At 73.3% G+C, this 16,487-nt stretch carries 11 protein-coding genes; 5 read left to right on the top strand and 6 right to left on the bottom strand.

The window, feature by feature from the left end; all coding sequences use genetic code 11:
• Positions 1-5: 5 nt before the first annotated feature.
• Entirely contained in the window at positions 6-2,762 is a 2,757-nt protein-coding gene (locus ACSNN8_RS10540) for an Hsp70 family protein (protein WP_436648467.1), read from the bottom strand.
• 55 nt (positions 2,763-2,817) lie between these two features.
• Between ACSNN8_RS10540 and ACSNN8_RS10535 the strand changes: the two genes are divergently transcribed.
• Together ACSNN8_RS10535 and ACSNN8_RS10530 are read left to right on the top strand one after the other, a co-directional pair.
• A complete protein-coding gene (locus tag ACSNN8_RS10535) occupies positions 2,818-4,023 on the top strand; it encodes a low temperature requirement protein A (protein ID WP_436648466.1) in 1,206 nt (401 codons plus the stop codon).
• 270 nt (positions 4,024-4,293) lie between these two features.
• On the top strand, positions 4,294-7,536 hold the full coding sequence (locus ACSNN8_RS10530; protein WP_436648465.1) for a S8 family serine peptidase: 3,243 nt from the start codon (positions 4,294-4,296) through the stop codon (positions 7,534-7,536).
• Between the two features lie 175 nt (positions 7,537-7,711).
• On the opposite strand, the gene ACSNN8_RS10525 is transcribed toward ACSNN8_RS10530, so the two are convergent.
• Positions 7,712-8,107, bottom strand: coding sequence for a hypothetical protein (locus ACSNN8_RS10525; protein ID WP_436648464.1), 396 nt, complete (start codon positions 8,105-8,107; stop codon positions 7,712-7,714).
• Between the two features lie 98 nt (positions 8,108-8,205).
• Here ACSNN8_RS10525 and ACSNN8_RS10520 point away from each other — a divergent pair, with 98 nt between their 5' ends.
• Positions 8,206-9,981 (top strand): potassium channel family protein, encoded by a 1,776-nt coding sequence (locus tag ACSNN8_RS10520; RefSeq protein WP_436648463.1) that lies wholly within the window; start codon positions 8,206-8,208, stop codon positions 9,979-9,981.
• Here ACSNN8_RS10520 and ACSNN8_RS10515 read toward each other — a convergent pair.
• The gene (locus tag ACSNN8_RS10515) at positions 9,958-11,178 is read right to left on the bottom strand and encodes a DUF4032 domain-containing protein (RefSeq protein ID WP_436648462.1); all 1,221 of its coding nucleotides are present in this window, start codon (positions 11,176-11,178) and stop codon (positions 9,958-9,960) included. The two genes, ACSNN8_RS10520 and ACSNN8_RS10515, sit on opposite strands and share 24 nt — an antisense overlap.
• 120 nt (positions 11,179-11,298) lie before the next feature.
• Here ACSNN8_RS10515 and ACSNN8_RS10510 point away from each other — a divergent pair, with 120 nt between their 5' ends.
• Complete coding sequence (locus ACSNN8_RS10510; protein WP_436648461.1) at positions 11,299-12,750, top strand: trypsin-like peptidase domain-containing protein; 1,452 nt, start codon at positions 11,299-11,301, stop codon at positions 12,748-12,750.
• A gap of 11 nt (positions 12,751-12,761) precedes the next feature.
• On the top strand, positions 12,762-13,481 hold the full coding sequence (locus ACSNN8_RS10505) for a phosphatase PAP2 family protein (protein WP_436648460.1): 720 nt from the start codon (positions 12,762-12,764) through the stop codon (positions 13,479-13,481).
• On the opposite strand, the gene nagA is transcribed toward ACSNN8_RS10505, so the two are convergent.
• Genes nagA through ACSNN8_RS10490 form a run of 3 tightly spaced genes read right to left on the bottom strand, consistent with a single transcriptional unit; the run spans position 13,447 to position 16,384 of the window.
• A complete protein-coding gene (gene nagA, locus ACSNN8_RS10500) occupies positions 13,447-14,541 on the bottom strand; it encodes an N-acetylglucosamine-6-phosphate deacetylase (protein WP_436648459.1) in 1,095 nt (364 codons plus the stop codon). The two genes, ACSNN8_RS10505 and nagA, sit on opposite strands and share 35 nt — an antisense overlap.
• Positions 14,538-15,464, bottom strand: coding sequence for an ROK family protein (locus tag ACSNN8_RS10495; protein WP_436648458.1), 927 nt, complete (start codon positions 15,462-15,464; stop codon positions 14,538-14,540). The genes nagA and ACSNN8_RS10495 overlap by 4 nt, the downstream gene beginning before the upstream one ends.
• On the bottom strand, positions 15,461-16,384 hold the full coding sequence (locus tag ACSNN8_RS10490; RefSeq protein WP_436648457.1) for an SIS domain-containing protein: 924 nt from the start codon (positions 16,382-16,384) through the stop codon (positions 15,461-15,463). Before ACSNN8_RS10490 ends, ACSNN8_RS10495 begins: the two co-directional genes overlap by 4 nt.
• Positions 16,385-16,487: the final 103 nt, after the last annotated feature.

Here is a 16,487-nt window from a genome sequence, read left to right as displayed (position 1 = left end):
TCGTGTCAGCCGGCGAACTCGACCAGCACGAAGTCCTCCTTGCCGGCGCAGGCCAGCCAGGCGGTGTTCCACGAGCAGGTGTCGGTCTGGACGTCGCTGAGCGGGCCCAGCTGCACCGGCTCGTCGCCGAGGTGGCGGCCGGCCAGGGCGGGGTCGTCGGCGTAGCCGGCCAGCGGCTTGCTGAACTCCAGCACGTTACCGGCGTCGATCCGGGCCGCGGCGGCCTCGTGCGACCACACCTCGTGCCCGTCGGCGTCGAGGAGGCGGGTGCCGGACGAGCTCACGGCCAGCACGGCCTCCCCGACGGGGGTCAGGTCGGTGGCGCCGGGCGCCTCGGCCTGCCACAGGCGCTTGCCGTCGGCGACGTCCACGGCGACCACCTGCGCCTTGTCGTCGGCGTAGCCGGTGCCCTGCACCAGGCAGACGCGGTCGTCGCCGCACGCGGTCAGGGCGGTGAGCCGGGCGGTCGACGACGGCGCGGAATAGACGATGTCCACGCCGTCGAGCTTGTCGAGGCCGTACGCCACCACGCGGTGGGCGCCCTCGGACTCGCGCACGATCAGCCGCCCGTTGTGGGCGACCACCTCGTCGTTGGTGCTCGCGACGTTGGGCCGGTCGACCTTCACGTCGCCGTTGCGGGCGTCGATCACGCGGGCGGAGCGGTCGCCGGTGATCTGCACCAGCCGGGGGTCGTCGCCCAGATCGGCGGACCATGGGACGCCCCCGACGCCGGCGGGTCCGGCCAGGTCGGCGGGTGTCGTCACGGTGATCAGCGTCGGCGCCGACGAGGACCCGCCGGGGTCGGGCTGCTCCCAGCGCTGCTCGCCGGTCTCCAGGTCGAGGCCGGTCAAGCGCTTGCCGGCGCGGTCGGCGACCACGGCCCGGTCGGCGGCGAAGCGGACCTGGTCCTGCTCGCCCAGGTCGCGCTGCCAGAGCTTGTCGCCGCTGTCGCCGTCGAGGACCACCATCAGGCGCTTGTCGGTGTCGTAGTCGGGGGCGCTGAACAGGACCACGCCGTCCGGCAACGCGACCATCGACTCCCAGCGCTTGGCGACGGCGACGTCGGCGTTCGTCCAGGCGGGCTTGTCGGAGCCGGTGTCGACGGCGACCACGCCGACCTTGCCGCTGTCGTAGTCGGCGCCAGCCAGATAGGCGCGGTCGCCGCGGACGACCGCGTCTTTCCAGCCCGAGCCGATGGGTACGGCGGGAGCGACGTGAACGGGTGTGCCGAGCGCGTGGTAGTCCAGGGCCGGATGGCCGGGCCGGACCGCCCACGCGATGCCCGCGCCGGCCAGGATCGCCGCGGCCGCACCGGCGGCGATCCAGCGGCGGCGCCGGCGCGGCTCGGCAGGCGCGGGCCCGGGCGGGGTGTCGGAGGCCAGCCAGGGTTCGGCGCTCGGCGGTCCGAAGGGAGAGCCGGGTGCGCCGGGCGAGCCGGGCACGGCGTGGCTGCCCGCAGCGATGGCGGCGGCCTCGCCGGTCGCCCACGGATCCACGGGCTCGGCGTAGTGGCGGTCGTCGGCCGGGCTCCCCCCGGAGGCAACCGGGGCGGGAGAGGGTGAGGGCGGGGGAGAGGTGGCCGCAGCGGGTGAGGCGGCGGCGGGGGCGCCCGTGGCCGGTTCGGGGGAAGCAGCCGGCAGCGGGTCGAGGTCCGGTGCGGTCGCCGGCGGGATCGAGGCGGCGGCTTCGGCGGCGACGAGGGTGGCGCCCTCGGCGACGGGGAGCTCGGGCTGCTCCAGCACCGTGGGGGCGATGCCCAGCTCGCCGTGCAGCAGCCGGGCCACCAGCGGCACCCGCGAGGAGCCGCCGACCAGGAAGAGGCCGGCCAGGTCGGCGGGCTTCAGACCGGCGGCGGCGATCACCTCGGCGGTCTCGGTCACGGCACGGCGTACGAGGGGGTCGGCGGCGGCCTCGAGCTCGTCGCGGGTCAGGGGGACGGCGTGCTCCACGCCCGGGACCGCCACCGGAGCGGAGGAGCTGCGGGACAGCATCTCCTTGGCGCCGCGTACGTCCTCCCAGAACTGCTGCCGGGCACGCCACTGCGCGAGCGTGACCGGCTCGGTGATCGCCCGCCAGGCGGCAGGCTCGGCCGCGGCCAGCGACGTGCCCAGGTGGTCCACGAGCGCCGCGTCGAGGTCGAGCCCGCCCAGGTCGGCGCCGCCCGAGGCCATGACGGAGAAGGCCGCGTCGCGGCGCACGACGGCCACGTCGAGCGTGCCGGCGCCGAAGTCGAAGACGGCCAGCGACGCGCCCACCGGCAGCGGGCGGCGCAGCACCTCGGCGAAGTAGCGGGCCGCCGCCACCGGCTCGGGCAGCAGCGGCGTCCCGGCGGGCCAGCCGGCACGCGCGAGGGCGTCCACGAGCACCGCACGGCGGGGCGGCCCCCAGGATGCCGGGCACGTCAGCGTGGCGGGCGGCAGGAAGCCGGCGGTCGCCACGGCCTCGCGGGCGACCGCGCCGAGCAGGGCGGCCAGCAGGTCGGCCACGGGCACGCTCGCGTCCTCGCCGAGCAGCACGGTGCCGTCGTCGACGCGACGCTTGGGGTGGGGTTCCAGGCGGCCGGGCTCGGCGTGGCCGAGGCGCACCGCGTCGGCGCCCACGTGCAGGCGGCCGGCGGCGTCGAGGAACACCGCGGAGGGCAGCAGCGGGAGGCCGTCGAACAGCAGCGGCCGCGTGCGCCCGTCGGGGTGGCGCAGCATGGCCACGGTGTGCGAGGTACCCAGGTCGACGCCGAGCACGAACCCTTCGGTCACGGCCGTCATGCTACGGCCCCGGGCAGGTCGAATCCTTTCACCGGAAGGTGAGAAGGTGGCCGCCATGCGCACCGAGCGGACCACCGAACCCGAACCGAGCCGCCGCTGGCTGACGCCGATGCGGGCCCGCCCCACCGACGAGCCGCACCGCGTCGCCACGCCGCTGGAGCTGTTCTTCGACCTGTGCTTCGTGGTCGCCGTGTCGCAGGCCGCCGTGCCCCTGCACCACGCGGTCGCGGAGGGGCACGTGCTCGTGGCCGTGCGCGGCTTCCTGATGGTGTTCTTCGCGATCTGGTGGGCGTGGATGAACTTCACCTGGTTCGCCTCGGCGTACGACACCGACGACGACGTCTACCGCATCACCACGCTGGTGCAGATCGCCGGCGCCCTGGTGCTCGCCGCCGGGGTGGAGGCGGCCTCCGACCACTCCGACTTCACGCTGATCACCATCGGGTACGTCGTCATGCGGCTCGCGCTGGTCGCGCAGTGGCTGCGCGCCGCCCGGTCGGACCCGCAGCGCCGCGACACGGCCATCCGGTACGCGGTCGGGGTGACCAGCGTGCAGGTGCTGTGGTTGCTGCGGCTGCTGCTGCCCGCGGAGTCGGCGGCCACGGTGCCGGTGTTCGTGGCGCTGGCGCTGCTCGAGATCGCCGTGCCGGTCTGGGCGGAGCGCGCGCCGGGCGGGCCGACGACGTACCACCCGCACCACATCGCCGAGCGGTACGGGTTGTTCACGCTCATCGTGCTGGGCGAGTCGGTGCTGGCGGCGACGGTGGCGTTCCAGGACGCGTCCGCCGAGCGGGGGTTGGTCGCCCTCGCGATCAGCGGGATCGTGATCGTCTTCGCGCTGTGGTGGATCTATTTCGACCGGTCCGCCCACCGGCTGCTGTCGTCGTTGCGTACGTCCATCTTGTGGGGTTACGGCCACTACTTCATCTTCGCGTCGGCGGCCGCGGTCGGCGCGGGGCTCGCGGTCGGCGTCGACCACGTGACCCACCACGCGGAGGTCTCGGCGACCCTCGCGGCGTACGCGATCGCCGTTCCGGTGGCCTGCTACCTGTTCTTCGTCTGGTTGCTGCATCTGCGCCCGCACCAGAGCGGCGCGCTTCTGGCCGTGTACCCGGTCGCCGTGGTGCTGATTCTGCTCACGCCGCTGCTTCCGGCCGCGGTCGAGGTGATCGCCGCCGTCCTCGTCGTGCTGGTCGTGATCAATGCGAAGGCAGGCCGCCGGAGGCGCGATCCGGGCGGTCAATCGGGCGTCATCGCATAGAGTGCCGGCGGCAAAGGACATTTGGCTTCGCATCCGTCGATACGTCCGAGGATTATCTCCACCAGCGGTAACGCACCAGAAATGATCTCGTGCCGAGCGTCGGCGCCAATGTCACGGCCTCGTCACAACGTCATCGACTGTAGTGACTTCCATCCCGATCGATCGGAAGATCCGGTGGATGCGCCCAGTGAACCCCCGCTGGACGCCTTCCTTCCGGAGGACCCGTACGTGAGACAACAATTCACATGGGGCCGGCGAACGTTCACCTCGATGCTGGCCGTCGGTGTGGCCGCCGGTGTGACGTTCAGCGGCGCGCTGCCGGCCGCTGCGGCGCCGGGCGCGGACGCGGTCGCCGCCGCCTTGCAGAAGGCGGCCGACAACCCCGCCACCCCCAAGGAGTCGCCGGCCGACACCCTCGGCGCGCACGACGCCGACCTGCTGGCCCAGGCCGAGGCCGCGAAGAAGAAGTTCGTCACGGTCATCGTCGCCACCGACAACGGCAAGTCCGCCGAGGTGGCCGCGAAGATCGAAGGGCTCGGCGGCGTCGTGACCCGGCGCTTCGACCAGATCGGCTACGTGCTCGCGTCGGTGCCGATCGGCAAGGTGCTGACCGCCGCGAAGCTGTCCGGTATCGCGGCCGTCGACCTCGACGAGACGATCGAGCTGCCCGAGACCAGCGCCGGTGAGAAGTCGGCGCAGCAGGCGAAGCAGCTCGCCGCGCCCGGCCCGTCGACGCCGGCCGCCAACCCGTACCTGCCGACCGACGAGACCGGCTCGGTGGACTTCAAGCGGAAGAACCCGAAGTACGACGGTCGCGGCGTGACCATCGGCATCATGGACTCCGGTGTGGACCTCGACCACCCGGCGCTGGCGAAGACCACCACCGGGGAGCGCAAGATCTCCGACTGGGTCACCGCCACCGACCCGCTGCTCGAGAACGACCTCACCTGGCGCCCGATGCTGACCGAGGTCACCGGGCCGGCGTTCTCGTGGCTGGGCGTCAGCTGGAAGGCTCCCGCGGGCACCTGGCGGATCAACCGCTTCAACGAGAACATCACGGCCGCGTCCGAGCCGGCCGGCGACGTGAACCGCGACGGCGACACCACCGACTCGTGGGGCATCCTCTACAACCCGGTCAGCCACGACATCATCGTGGACACCAACCAGAACCAGGACTTCACCGACGAGGCGGTCATGCGCCCGTACAAGGAGAAGTTCGACGTCGGCCACTTCGGCACCGACAACCCCGCCACCGCGATCGCCGAGCGGATGCCGTTCGTCGTCGAGTACCGCGAGGACGTCGACCTGACGCCGGCCGGGGCCGAGGGCACCGCCGACTTCGTCAACATCGGCATCCCCGAGGGCCTGCACGCCTCGCACGTGGCGGGCATCGCCGCGGGCAACGACCTGTTCGGCAACGCCGCGTTCGACGGCCAGGCGCCCGGCGCCAAGATCGTGTCGGCGCGGGCCTGCTCGTGGGGCGGCGGCTGCACGAACGCCGCGCTGACCACCGGCATGGCCGACCTGGTCATCAACCGTGGCGTCGACGTCGTCAACATGTCGATCGGCGGCCTGCCCGCGCTCAACGACGGCAGCAACGCGCAGGCGCAGCTCTACAACCAGCTCATCACCAAGTACGGCGTGCAGCTGTTCATCTCGGCCGGCAACAGCGGCCCGGGCGTCAACACGATGGGCGAGCCGTCGGGCGCGACCGAGGTGGTCAGCGTCGCGGCCAGCGTCTCGGACGACACCTGGCTGTCCAACTACGGCGCGGAGACCCGCAAGCAGCTGCAGCTGTTCCCGTTCTCGTCGCGTGGCCCGCGCGAGGACGGCGGCTTCAAGCCGAACATCTCGGCCCCCGGCTCGGCGATCTCGCTGTCGCCGCTGTGGGAGAACGTGGCAGGCGTGACGACCGTGCCCTACACCCTCCCGCCGGGCTACTCGATGCAGAACGGCACCTCGATGGCCGCCCCGCAGGCCACCGGTGGCGCGGCGCTGCTGTTGTCGGCCGCCAAGGCCAACGGCATCAAGGTGTCGCCGCCGCAGCTGCGCCGCGCGATCTACTCCTCGGCCGACCTGATCGGAGGTGAGCAGGTCAACGAGCAGGGGTACGGCCAGCTGAACGTTCCGGACGCCTGGAAGCTGCTCGCGAAGAAGCCGGCCACCCGGACGTACACGTCGTCCGCGCCGGTCTGCACCCCGCTCGACGACCTGTTCGCCACCCCGGGACAGGGCACGGGCATCTACAACCGGTGCGCCGTCGCCGACGGCGGGCTCAAGCCCGGCCAGGTCAAGGTTCAGACGGTCAAGCTGACCCGGACCAGCGGCCCGAGCTCCCCGGTGGTGCACAGGCTGTCGTGGATCGGCGACCGCTCGTCGTTCGTCTCCGCGCCGCTGGTGGTGCTGCCGCTCAACAAGACCGTCAGCGTGCCGGTCGTCGTGCGGGCGGCCGACGGCGTTGCGAGCGCCATCCTCAAGGTCGACGACCCGGCGACTCCGGTGGTCGACTTCGAGGTGCTCAACACGGTCGTCACCGGTGTGGACACCAGGAAGCCGTCGTACGCGACGACGTTCTCCGGCAAGGTGGACCGCAGCTCGACCACGTCCTACTTCGTGACCGTGCCCGAGGGCGCCAAGGCGCTGCAGGTGGATCTGTCCGGCATCGCGTCCGGCTCGCAGACCCGCTGGATCGCGATCAACCCTTGGGGCGTGCCGGTCGAGGACACGGCGAGCACCGCTTGCTACACCAACTTCTCCGACGCGGCGGCCTGCAAGCCGGAGGAGCGGTCGTACGAGAACCCGATCCCGGGCATCTGGGAGCTCGAGGTCGAGTCGCGGCGCACTTCGCCGCTGCTGAGCAACCCGTTCCAGGTGACCGCGAAGATCCAGGGCGTCACGCTGACGCCCGAGGCCGTCACGCTGCCCAGCGTCACGGTCAACCAGCCGGCCACCGCCGAGTTCACCGTGAGGAACGACTTCGGACCGGTGACGGTGACCGCGCAGGGCGGCCCGCTCGGCAGCGCCGACCGCCAGCGGCCGACGATCGCCGAGGGCGCGAGCCAGGAGTACGAGATCGTCGTGCCCGAGGGCTCGTCGCGGCTCGACGTGACGATCGGCAACCCGGCCGACGCCACCGCCGACCTGGACCTGTCGCTGTACCGCGACGGCAAGCTGGTCGCCCAGGACGCCGACGGTGACTCGGAGGAGTCGATCTCGGTGGCGGACCCGGCGGCCGGCACGTACACGGCCAAGGTGGACGGCTACTCGGTGCCCGCGGGCACCACGGCGTACGACTACCTCGACGTGTACTTCAGCCCGGCGCTCGGCTCGGTCACCGCGTCGGCCCCGCCGGTCACGCTGGCCAACGGCGCGTCGACCAAGGTCAGCGCCTCGGTCACCGCGCTGGCGGTGCCCCCGGCCGGCCGCGCCCTGTCGGGCGAGGTCGCCATCGTGACCGACGAGGGCGCGGTCGTCGGCCGCGCGCCGATCGCGATCACGACGGTCACCGAGTAGGCAGGCGGTAAGTCGAAGGGCCCGTCCGGCGTCGTGCCGGGCGGGCCCTTTCGCTGCTCGTATCTCGTGAGCCGATCTTTGCTGTGGGCCCGCCCATACCCCCGCCCACCCGGGGAGCGGGACGATCCTACGCCGCGGCGCGGCGCCGGAGCGGGTTGTCCACAGGCGGAATGTCCTACTTGTGCGGTGTGGCGGCGGTGGCGGGGCGGTGCTCCGGCTCGTCGTCGATCTCGACGGGCTCTTCGAACAGGCGCGGGTCGTACGGCGTGGCCTTCGGCCGCGGGCTGCGCCTGCTGTGCGCCGGTGCGGTCGTCCTCGGGGCCGGCACCACGTCGGCGGCGGGCAGCGTCGGGGCAGCGGAAGGGCCGGTGAGGGGCGGGAGCAGCACGCCGCCGAGGGGCATGCCGGAGACGTCGGGCAGCGTGCGCGCCGGCAGCGGATCGGATGGACGGTCCATTGCGGACCGGTCGGCCGGCTGAGCGGCGGCGGCGCCGGGCAGCGCGTCGGCCTGCGCGGGTGAGGCCGCGAACAGGACGATCCCGCCGGCGAGGGCGCACCACAACTTGCGCACTGTTCTCCTCCTGGATTGGGCCCGATTCCGGACGAAAGACATCGGAGGGGGCAACGAGCGGGCCCGGCGACGGGTTCCGGCTGGCTACCATCGCGGGCGTGGCGACGGAACCGGCGGGTCAGGGCGTACGGCGGTCGCTGGTGGCGCGGCTGCGGGAGCGCAACGGCGACGCCCGGCCGCACTACGTTGTCTGCGGGTCGGACGCGCTGGTCTACACGCTCGCCGACGAGCTGGCGAACTCCGGGCGCATCCGGCTCACCGTGATCACGCCGCCCGGTCTGCGGCCGGCCGTGCCCGATCTGGAGGGTCTGCGCGAGCGGGGCGTACGGGTGATCACCGCCCAGCGGCTCGACGAGCGCACGTTCCGCGAGGCCGGGCTGGCCGGGGCCGCCGCGCTGGCGCTGGTGATGCCCGACGACATGGTCAACCTGCACGCCGCGCTGTGCGCCCGCGCGGTGGAGGGCGACCTGCGGCTGGTCATCCGGATGTTCACGTCGGGGCTGACGTACGGGGTGCGGCGCCTGTTCGCCGACTGCGCGGTGCTCTCCGACGCCGCGATGGCCGCTCCCGCCTTCGTCGCGGCCGCGCTCGGCGAGGTGGCGCCGACCCACTTCCGGTACGCGGCACGCACGCTGCACGTCGCGAAGCGTGGCGACGTGCCCGAGCAGGCCGCGCTGCTGACGCTGGCGACCGCGGACGACGGCGGGCACGTCACCGTGCTGCCCGCCGAGCCGGAACCCGGGCAGCGCCGGCCCTCCGACGTCGTGCTCGCGGAGGCCACCGGCCGTCCGGCGGCGCAGGCGGTGACCGCCCGCCGCCTGGCCCGCGCCGGGCGCCGTCGCCGCCCGTGGTTGTCGATCGGGCGGGCGCTGCGCGTGGGGCTGACCCGCAAGCTGGGCATCGCGGTGCTGGTGGCGCTGGGCCTGACCGCGGTCTCCGGCGTGCTGCTCACGCATTTCACCGGCGTGCAGGGCTTCTGGCGGTCGGTCTACGTCACGCTGCTGACGATGGTCGGCTCGTCCGATGTGGAGCCCCAGAACGCGCCGGGCGCGCAGGCGGCGCAGCTCGTGCTCACGATCGCGGGCGTCGCGCTGATCCCGCTGATCACCGCCGCGGTGGTCGACGGCGTGGTCAAGACCCGGCTGGCGCTCGACCGCGGCGAGGTGCTCAGGGTCCACTCCGGGCACATCGTGCTGGTGGGGCTCGGCACGGTGGGCACCCGCGTGCTGCGCCAGCTCGTCGACCTCGGCCTCGACGTGGTGGCGATCGACCGCAACCCGGGTGCGCGCGGCGTCAAGGTGGCCGCGTCGCTGGGCGTGCCGGTGATCGAGGCCGACGCCTCGCTCGAGGAGACGCTGCACGCCGCGTCGATCGAGCAGTCCCAGGCTCTCGTGGTGGTCTCCACGAACGACGCGGTGAACCTGCAGGCCGCGCTGCACGCCCGGGCCGCCCGCGAGGACATCCGGGTGGTGCTGCGGCTGTTCGACGACGACTTCGCCCGGCGGGTGCAGACCGCCTTCAACGTCAACATCTCGCGGAGCGTCTCGCGGCTGTGCGCGCCCGCCTTCGCCGCCGCGATGCTCGAGCGTGAGGTGCTGGCGACGATCCCGGTCGAGCGGCACGCGCTGCTGGTCGGCACGGTGCGCGTGCTGCCCGGATCGGTGCTGGACGGCGCGCCGGTGGCCGGCGCCGAGCTGCCCGGCAGCGCGCGGGTGATCGGCATGACCGCGGCCGGCTCGGAATGGGTCGACTGGCTGCCCGACGGCCGCCGGGTGCTCGCCGCGGGCGACGAGATCGTGGTGGTGGCCCGCCGGGCGGGCCTGCGGGACCTGATCGAGCAGGCGGCGCCGCTAGAGCACGCCGCCGGCGAGTGAGTCCACCTCGACGCCGAGCACGGCCTCCTCGTCGGGCTTCTTGGCGAGCACGTCGATGAGGTAGGACTGCACCGCGGCCGCCATGCCGACGTCGCGGCCCGCCTTCTCGGAGAGCAGCCACTTGTGCTGGATCACCTGGGTGAAGATCTCCTGCGGTTCCAGCTTGCGGCGCAGGTCGGGCGGCACGGCGCGGACCACCGGCTCGAACACCTCGGTGAGCCAGCGGTGCGCGGCCTGCTGCTCGTCGGTGAGCAGGCTCTCGGCACGGTACGCGTCGAGGTCGTTGAGCAGCTGGCGGGCCTGGTTCTCCTCGGCGTCGAGGCCGGTCAGCCGCAGCAGGCGGCGCGTGTGATAGCCGGCGTCGACGACCTTCGGGCGTACGCGGTAGCCGCCGTCCACCGTGGACATGTCCACCTCGGCCACGTCGAAGCCGAGCTCGTTGAGCCGCCGGATGCGCCGCTCGATGTCGTGCCGGGCGTCGAGCGGCACCTGCTGCTCGTACGTCACCTCGTGCCACAGCCGCTCGTAGCGGGCCACGATGTCGTCGACCACCGCCTCGGGGTCGATCGACTCGTGCAGCAGCTCGGCGGCCTGCAGGTCGAGCAGCTCACCGAAGATGTTCAGCCGCAGGATCTCGACGTCCTCGCTGCGCTGCCCCTCGGAGAGCTTGGGGTAGAGGTTGCCGGTCTCGGCGTCGACCAGATAGGCCGCGAACGCGCCCGCGTCGCGGCGGAACAGCGTGTTGGACAGCGAGCAGTCGCCCCACGAGAAGCCGGTGAGGTGCATCCGGACGACCAGGGCGGCGAGCGCGTCGAGCAGGCGGTTGAGCGTGTTGGGCCGCAGCACGTGCGAGAACAGGGCCCGGTACGGCAGCGAGAACTGCAGATGCCGCGTGATCAGCACGGTCTCGAGCGGCTCACCGGAGGCGTCCTCGCGGTCGGTGACGATGCCGACCGCCTCGACGGCCGGGAAGTCGATGCGCTCCAGCGCGCGCAGCAGGTCGTACTCCTTCTCGGCGATCCGCTCGCGGGTCTCCTTGAGCGCGTAGACCACGTCGTTGAGCTTGACGAACCGGACGACGTGCCGCGAGATGCCCTGGGGCAGGGCGACCAGGCGGTCGGCCGGCCACTCCTCGAGCGGCACGCCCCACGGCAGATCCAGCAGCGCCGGGTCGACGACGGCGGAAGTGATGCGCACGGAACCAGTGTGCACGTATCGCCCGGCGCGTCGCTGCCGCAGGTGGCTCGTTACACAGGTGCGACAGAGCCCGGTTAGGACGTATGTCCCTGATATGACGCGAATGGCGGGGTTGACACAGTGCCCTTGAAGACCGGTCCACGTAAGGCACGCCTGGCGCTCGCGGCCTGTGCCGCCCTGGTCCTGGCCGGTGTGGCCGGGGGCGCCGCCTGGCATGCCGCCGGGGACGACGGGAAACCGGTCGGCACCTGGCACGAGGCTCCGGCGGCCGCGGCCCGTACGCCTGTCTCCGTCGACGACCAGAAGGCCGGGCAGAGGCCCGCGCGCGAGGCCGCACCGGATTCGCCCGTCGTCGCGTCACCCGGCGCGGAGCCGTTCGCGACCGAGCCCGCCACCGCCGAGCCCGGCTCCGTGACGCGGGAGCCGGAGAGCGCGACCGTCCCACGGGCGGGCTCGCCCGAACGGCCCGTCGAGTCGGGCGCCGCCACCGGCCGCGAGCAGGTCGGCGAGCTGGTCAACGTCCGCAAGCTGCTGCGCCTGCAAGGCGACCAGCCCCAGCGGGAGAAGTTCCACTACCCCGGCGCGACCTTCGTGAAGCTGCACTTCTCGCGCATGGACCTGGAGCCGGGCGACTATGTCACCGTCTCGAACGCGGACGGCACCGAGGAGCACCGGTACGAGGCGCCCACGCCGGACGACCCGCGCGGCGGCGACCGGTGGGCCATGTCGGTCACCGGCGACACCGCCGTGCTGGAGGTGCACCGTGCCGAGCAGGACGAGGAGGGCCTCGACGGCCCGGCCGGCGTCGACGTCGACCGGGTGGCGCGCGGTTTCAGCCGTACGGAACAGGAACGTCAGCCCGAGAAGCAGCTCATCGCCCCCGGCCGCACCGGCCGCGAGGAGTCGGTCTGCGGCAGCGACACCTCCGCCGACGCGGTCTGCTACCGATCGGCGGACCCGGTCGCGTACACGAAGTCCAAGGCGATCGCCCGGCTGCTGATCAACGGCACCGAGCTGTGCACCGGCTGGCGGATCGGCACGCAGAACCGCCTGCTCACCAACAACCACTGCTTCACCACCTCGGCCGAGGCGTACGACACCGAGGTCTGGTTCAACTACCAGTGCGCCAAGTGCGGCGGCCCGGAGGTCGTGAAGCCGACCAAGGTGTGGGGCGCCCAGGTGATCGCGACCGACCGCACGCTGGACTACACGCTGTTCAGCGTCGACAAGTTCGCGTCGGTGCAGAAGTTCGGCTACCTGTCGCTGGACACCAAGCGGCCCGCGAAGAACCAGCAGCTGTACGTGCCGCAGCACCCGGCGGGCAAGCCCACCAGGATCTCCGGGGCGCTGGGGGAGAAGGCCGGCAACTGCATGGTGGTGAACCCGGGCTACGACGGGTACGCGACCGCCTCCGACGTGGCGTACTACTGCGACACCGAGGGCGGCTCGTCCGGGTCGCCGGTGCTCTCGCGTGCGACGAACAAGGTGGTGGCGCTGCACCACTTCGGCGGTTGCCCCAATTCGGGCGTACGGGGTGACCTGCTCGCCACCAGGCTCGCCAAGTACCTCTAACCTCTGAGGGCGTGCCCGTCAAAAGAAGCTGGTGGCTGGACGCCGTCCTGATGGCGGCGTTCGTGGCGCTCACCGTCGCGCTGATCCGGGGTCACCTGCTGTCCCTCGACGAGCGGGTGGCCGACTGGGCCCTGACCCACCAGCCGCGGGTGCCGTACTGGACCGCCCGGGTGCTGAACTACCTGGGGCAGGGCGGGCAGGTGCTCATGCCGCTGTCGCTGCTGCTCACCGGGTTGCTCGCGTGGCGCACGCGCTCGGTGCGGGCGGTGTTCCCGTTCGCCGCGGCCTTCCTGATCACCTACTTGACCATCGGGCCGCTCAAGATCTGGGCCGACCGGGCCGCTCCGCGCTTCGAGGGCCCCGAGCGGGTCGTCATGCACAACCCGTACGCCGAGGGCGCGTACGCGATGAGCTACCCGTCGGGCCACCTGGGAAACTCGCTGGTCTGGTACGCGGTGCTGGCGATGCTGACCGCCGCGCTGCTGCGCCGGCCGCTGAGCCGCCGGGAGACGTACGCGATCCGGGTGCTGCCCGTGGCGATCGTGTTCGTCACGACCGTCTACACCGGATTCCACTGGCTCACCGACTCGGTCGCCGGGCTGCTGCTCGGCGTCGTGCTGGCCCGCCTGGTCGAGCGCATCCCGTTCGACCGCGTCCCGCTGCCCGCGCTGCGCGGCTGGGAGCGGCCCGCCGGGCTCACACCCAGCGACCGGACCGCATCACACGCTTGACCCGCAGGTCGGGGGAGAGCACGACGAGGTCCGCGCGCAGCCCGGCCTCCAGCGCGCCCAACTCGTCGGCGAGGCCGAGCACCCGCGCCGGGGTGGTCGAGGCCATCGCCACCGCGTCGGGCAGCGCGATGCCCGCGGCGACCGTGTTGCGCAGCGCCTCGTCCATGGTCAGCGTGCTGCCGGCGATCGAGCCGTCACGCGCGAGCCGCGCCACCCGGTCGGCCACGACGACCTGCTGACCGCCCAGGTCGTACGTGCCGTCGGCCATGCCGGTCGCGTCGATCGCGTCGGTGATCAGCGCGGCGCGGTCCGGCCCGGCGGCGCGCGCGGCGAACGCCAGCATGCCCGGGTGCAGGTGGATGTTGTCGGCGATCAGCTCGCACACCACCGGCGAGGAGAGCAGCCCGACGACCGGGCCCGGCTCGCGGTGGTGCGGCGGGCGCATGCCGTTGAACAGGTGGGTGCCCACGGTCGCCCCGGCCTCGACGCCCGCGCGGGCCTGCTCGTACGTGGCGTCGGTGTGCCCGACCGCGGCGGCCACCCCGTTGTCGCGCAGCAACGCGATCGCCTCGAGCGCGCCGGGCAGCTCGGGGGCGATCGTCACGAGGCGTACGGCGCCCTCGCCCAGCTTGATCAGCTCGGTCAGCTCGTCGGCGGACGGCGGCCGCAGGAACTCGGGGTTCTGCGCGCCGCAGCGCACGCCCGACAGGTACGGCCCCTCGTAGTGCACGCCCGCGAGGACCCCGGCCGCGACCAGCGGGCGGTACGCCGCGGTCGCGTCGCGCATCAGCTCGAACGGCGAGCTGACCAGGCTCGCCAGCATCGTGGTGGTGCCGTGGCGCAGGTGGAACCCGGCCGCCTCGCGCGCCGACCCGGGGTCGCCGGTGGTGAACGTGTGCCCGCCGCCGCCGTGGCAGTGCAGGTCGACGAAGCCCGGCACGATCACGTCGTCGCCCGCGCCCGTGGCGGCCTCGACCGACAGGATCGCCGGCCCCTCGACCTCGACGTACCCCTCGACGACCGCTCCGGGCCGGACGATCCTGCCGCCGATGCGCGTCACTGTGCGTTCTCCAGGTGGTCGAGGGCGAGCAGGGCGGCGCCGATGCAGCCGGCCTCGTCGCCCAGGCCGGCGCGGACGAACCCGGGCACGCGGTGGAAGCTGATCCGTTGGCGGAAGACCTGCTGGAGCGGGTGCAGCAGCGCGTCGCCGGCCTCGGCCAGGCCGCCGCCGATCACGAACACGTCGACGTCGTAGAGCGCCTGAGCGATCACCATGCCGTCGGCCAGCGCCTCGATCGCCTCCCGCCACACCGTGCGGGCCAGCTCGTCGCCCCCGCCGGCCCGCGTGACGACGTCGAGCGCGGTGGCGCCCGGGGCCCCGGCCAGCTCCGCGTAGCGCAGCCCGATGGCGCGGGCCGAGCCGTACGCCTCCATGCAACCCCGCTGCCCGCACGGGCAGGGCGTGCCACCGGGCCGGACGACGATGTGGCCGAGCTCGCCGGCCGCGCCGTGCGCCCCGGAGTAGCCCGCCCCGCCGACCACGAGCGCGGCCGCGATGCCGGTGCCGATGGCCACGAAAAGCACGTGCCGGTGGCCGCGGCCGACGCCCCGCCGGGCCTCGGCGAGGCCGCCGACCCGCACGTCGTGGCCGAGCGCGGCGGGCACGCCCAGCCGCTCCTCGAGGCGGGCGCGGACGGGCACGTCGCGGAAGCCGACGTTCGACGACCAGACCGCGAGCCCGTTCTCCTCGTCGACCACGCCCGGCACGGCGACCCCGGCCGCCACCGGCTCGAGGCCGTCGGCCCTCGCCCTGGTGGCGAGCCCCTCGGCGACCTCGAGGATGGTGCCGAGCACGGCCTCCGGTCCCCGCTCGGCGCGCGTGGGGTGCCGCTCGGTGTGATGGACCGCCCCGTCCGGCCGGACCAGCGCGCACTTCATGCCCGTCCCGCCCACGTCGAGCGCGACCACCACGCGGTCGGTCATCGCAGCACGATCGAGCGGGTCAGATGACGCGGGTGGTCGGGGTCGAGGCCCTGGCTGGTGGCCAGCAGCACGGCCACGCGCTGCGCGACGACCAGGTCGGCCATCGGGTCGAGCGGGGCGCGCCCGCCGCACCAGCTGCCGAGCGCGGCGTAGCCGCCGTGGTGACGGCTGTGCACGAACAGGGCGCCGGTGGCCTCGACCTCGTCGGCCAGCCCGGTCGGGACGTCGCCGAACGCCCACACCACACGGCGCGGGGCGGCGATCGAGATGGGACCGTGGCGGTAGTCCATCGCCGGATAGGCCTCGGCCCAGAACGAGGCTGCCTCGCGGCACTTGAGCGCGGCCTCCTCGGCGAGCCCGACGGTCCAGCCGCGGCCCAGGAAGGTGATCTGCTCGGCCAGCGCGGGGTGCACGGGCAGCGGCAGCCGGATCGCGACCTCGGCGTCGGCGGCGACCGACTCGATGTCCTCGCCGAGGTGGGCGCGCAGCAGCGCGAGCGCGCTGGTGGCGAAGCGGGTCTGCACCACCGACTGCTCGTCGGCGAAGTCGAGCACCACGGCCGCGTCTGCGATCCGGGCGGCCGGCTGCGCCGCGTCGGCGGTCAGCACGGTGGTCGGGGTGCCCCCGGCCAGGTCGTTGAGCAGGTCGAGAACCTCGGTGGTCGTGCCGGAGCGGGTGATCGCGACGACCCGGTCGTAACGGCGGCCGCGCGGGAACTCCGAGGCCTGGAACGCGTCGGTCTCGCCCTCGCCCGCGCGCTCGCGCAGGGCGGCGTACGCCTTGGCCATGAACCACGAGGTGCCGCAGCCCACGACGGCCACGCGCCCGCCGCGCTCCGGAAGGCCCGGGGAGTCGGTCAGCTTGGCCGCCCGGCGCCAGCACTCCGGCTGGCTGGCGATCTCCACCTTGACGTACGTCATGGGCCACCCTTCACACCGTGCGCAGAAGCGCTCGTTTCCCCGCGCTTTCGAGCGTCATTCTGCGTGGAAGGTCGGCGCGGACGCAACCATCGCAGCCGCCCGG

The organism is Actinoplanes sp. URMC 104 (genome assembly GCF_051386375.1).
GTDB lineage: Bacteria > Actinomycetota > Actinomycetes > Mycobacteriales > Micromonosporaceae > Actinoplanes.
The sequence above is the reverse complement of the archived record's forward strand: the minus strand, read 5'-3'. Positions and strand labels throughout refer to the sequence as shown.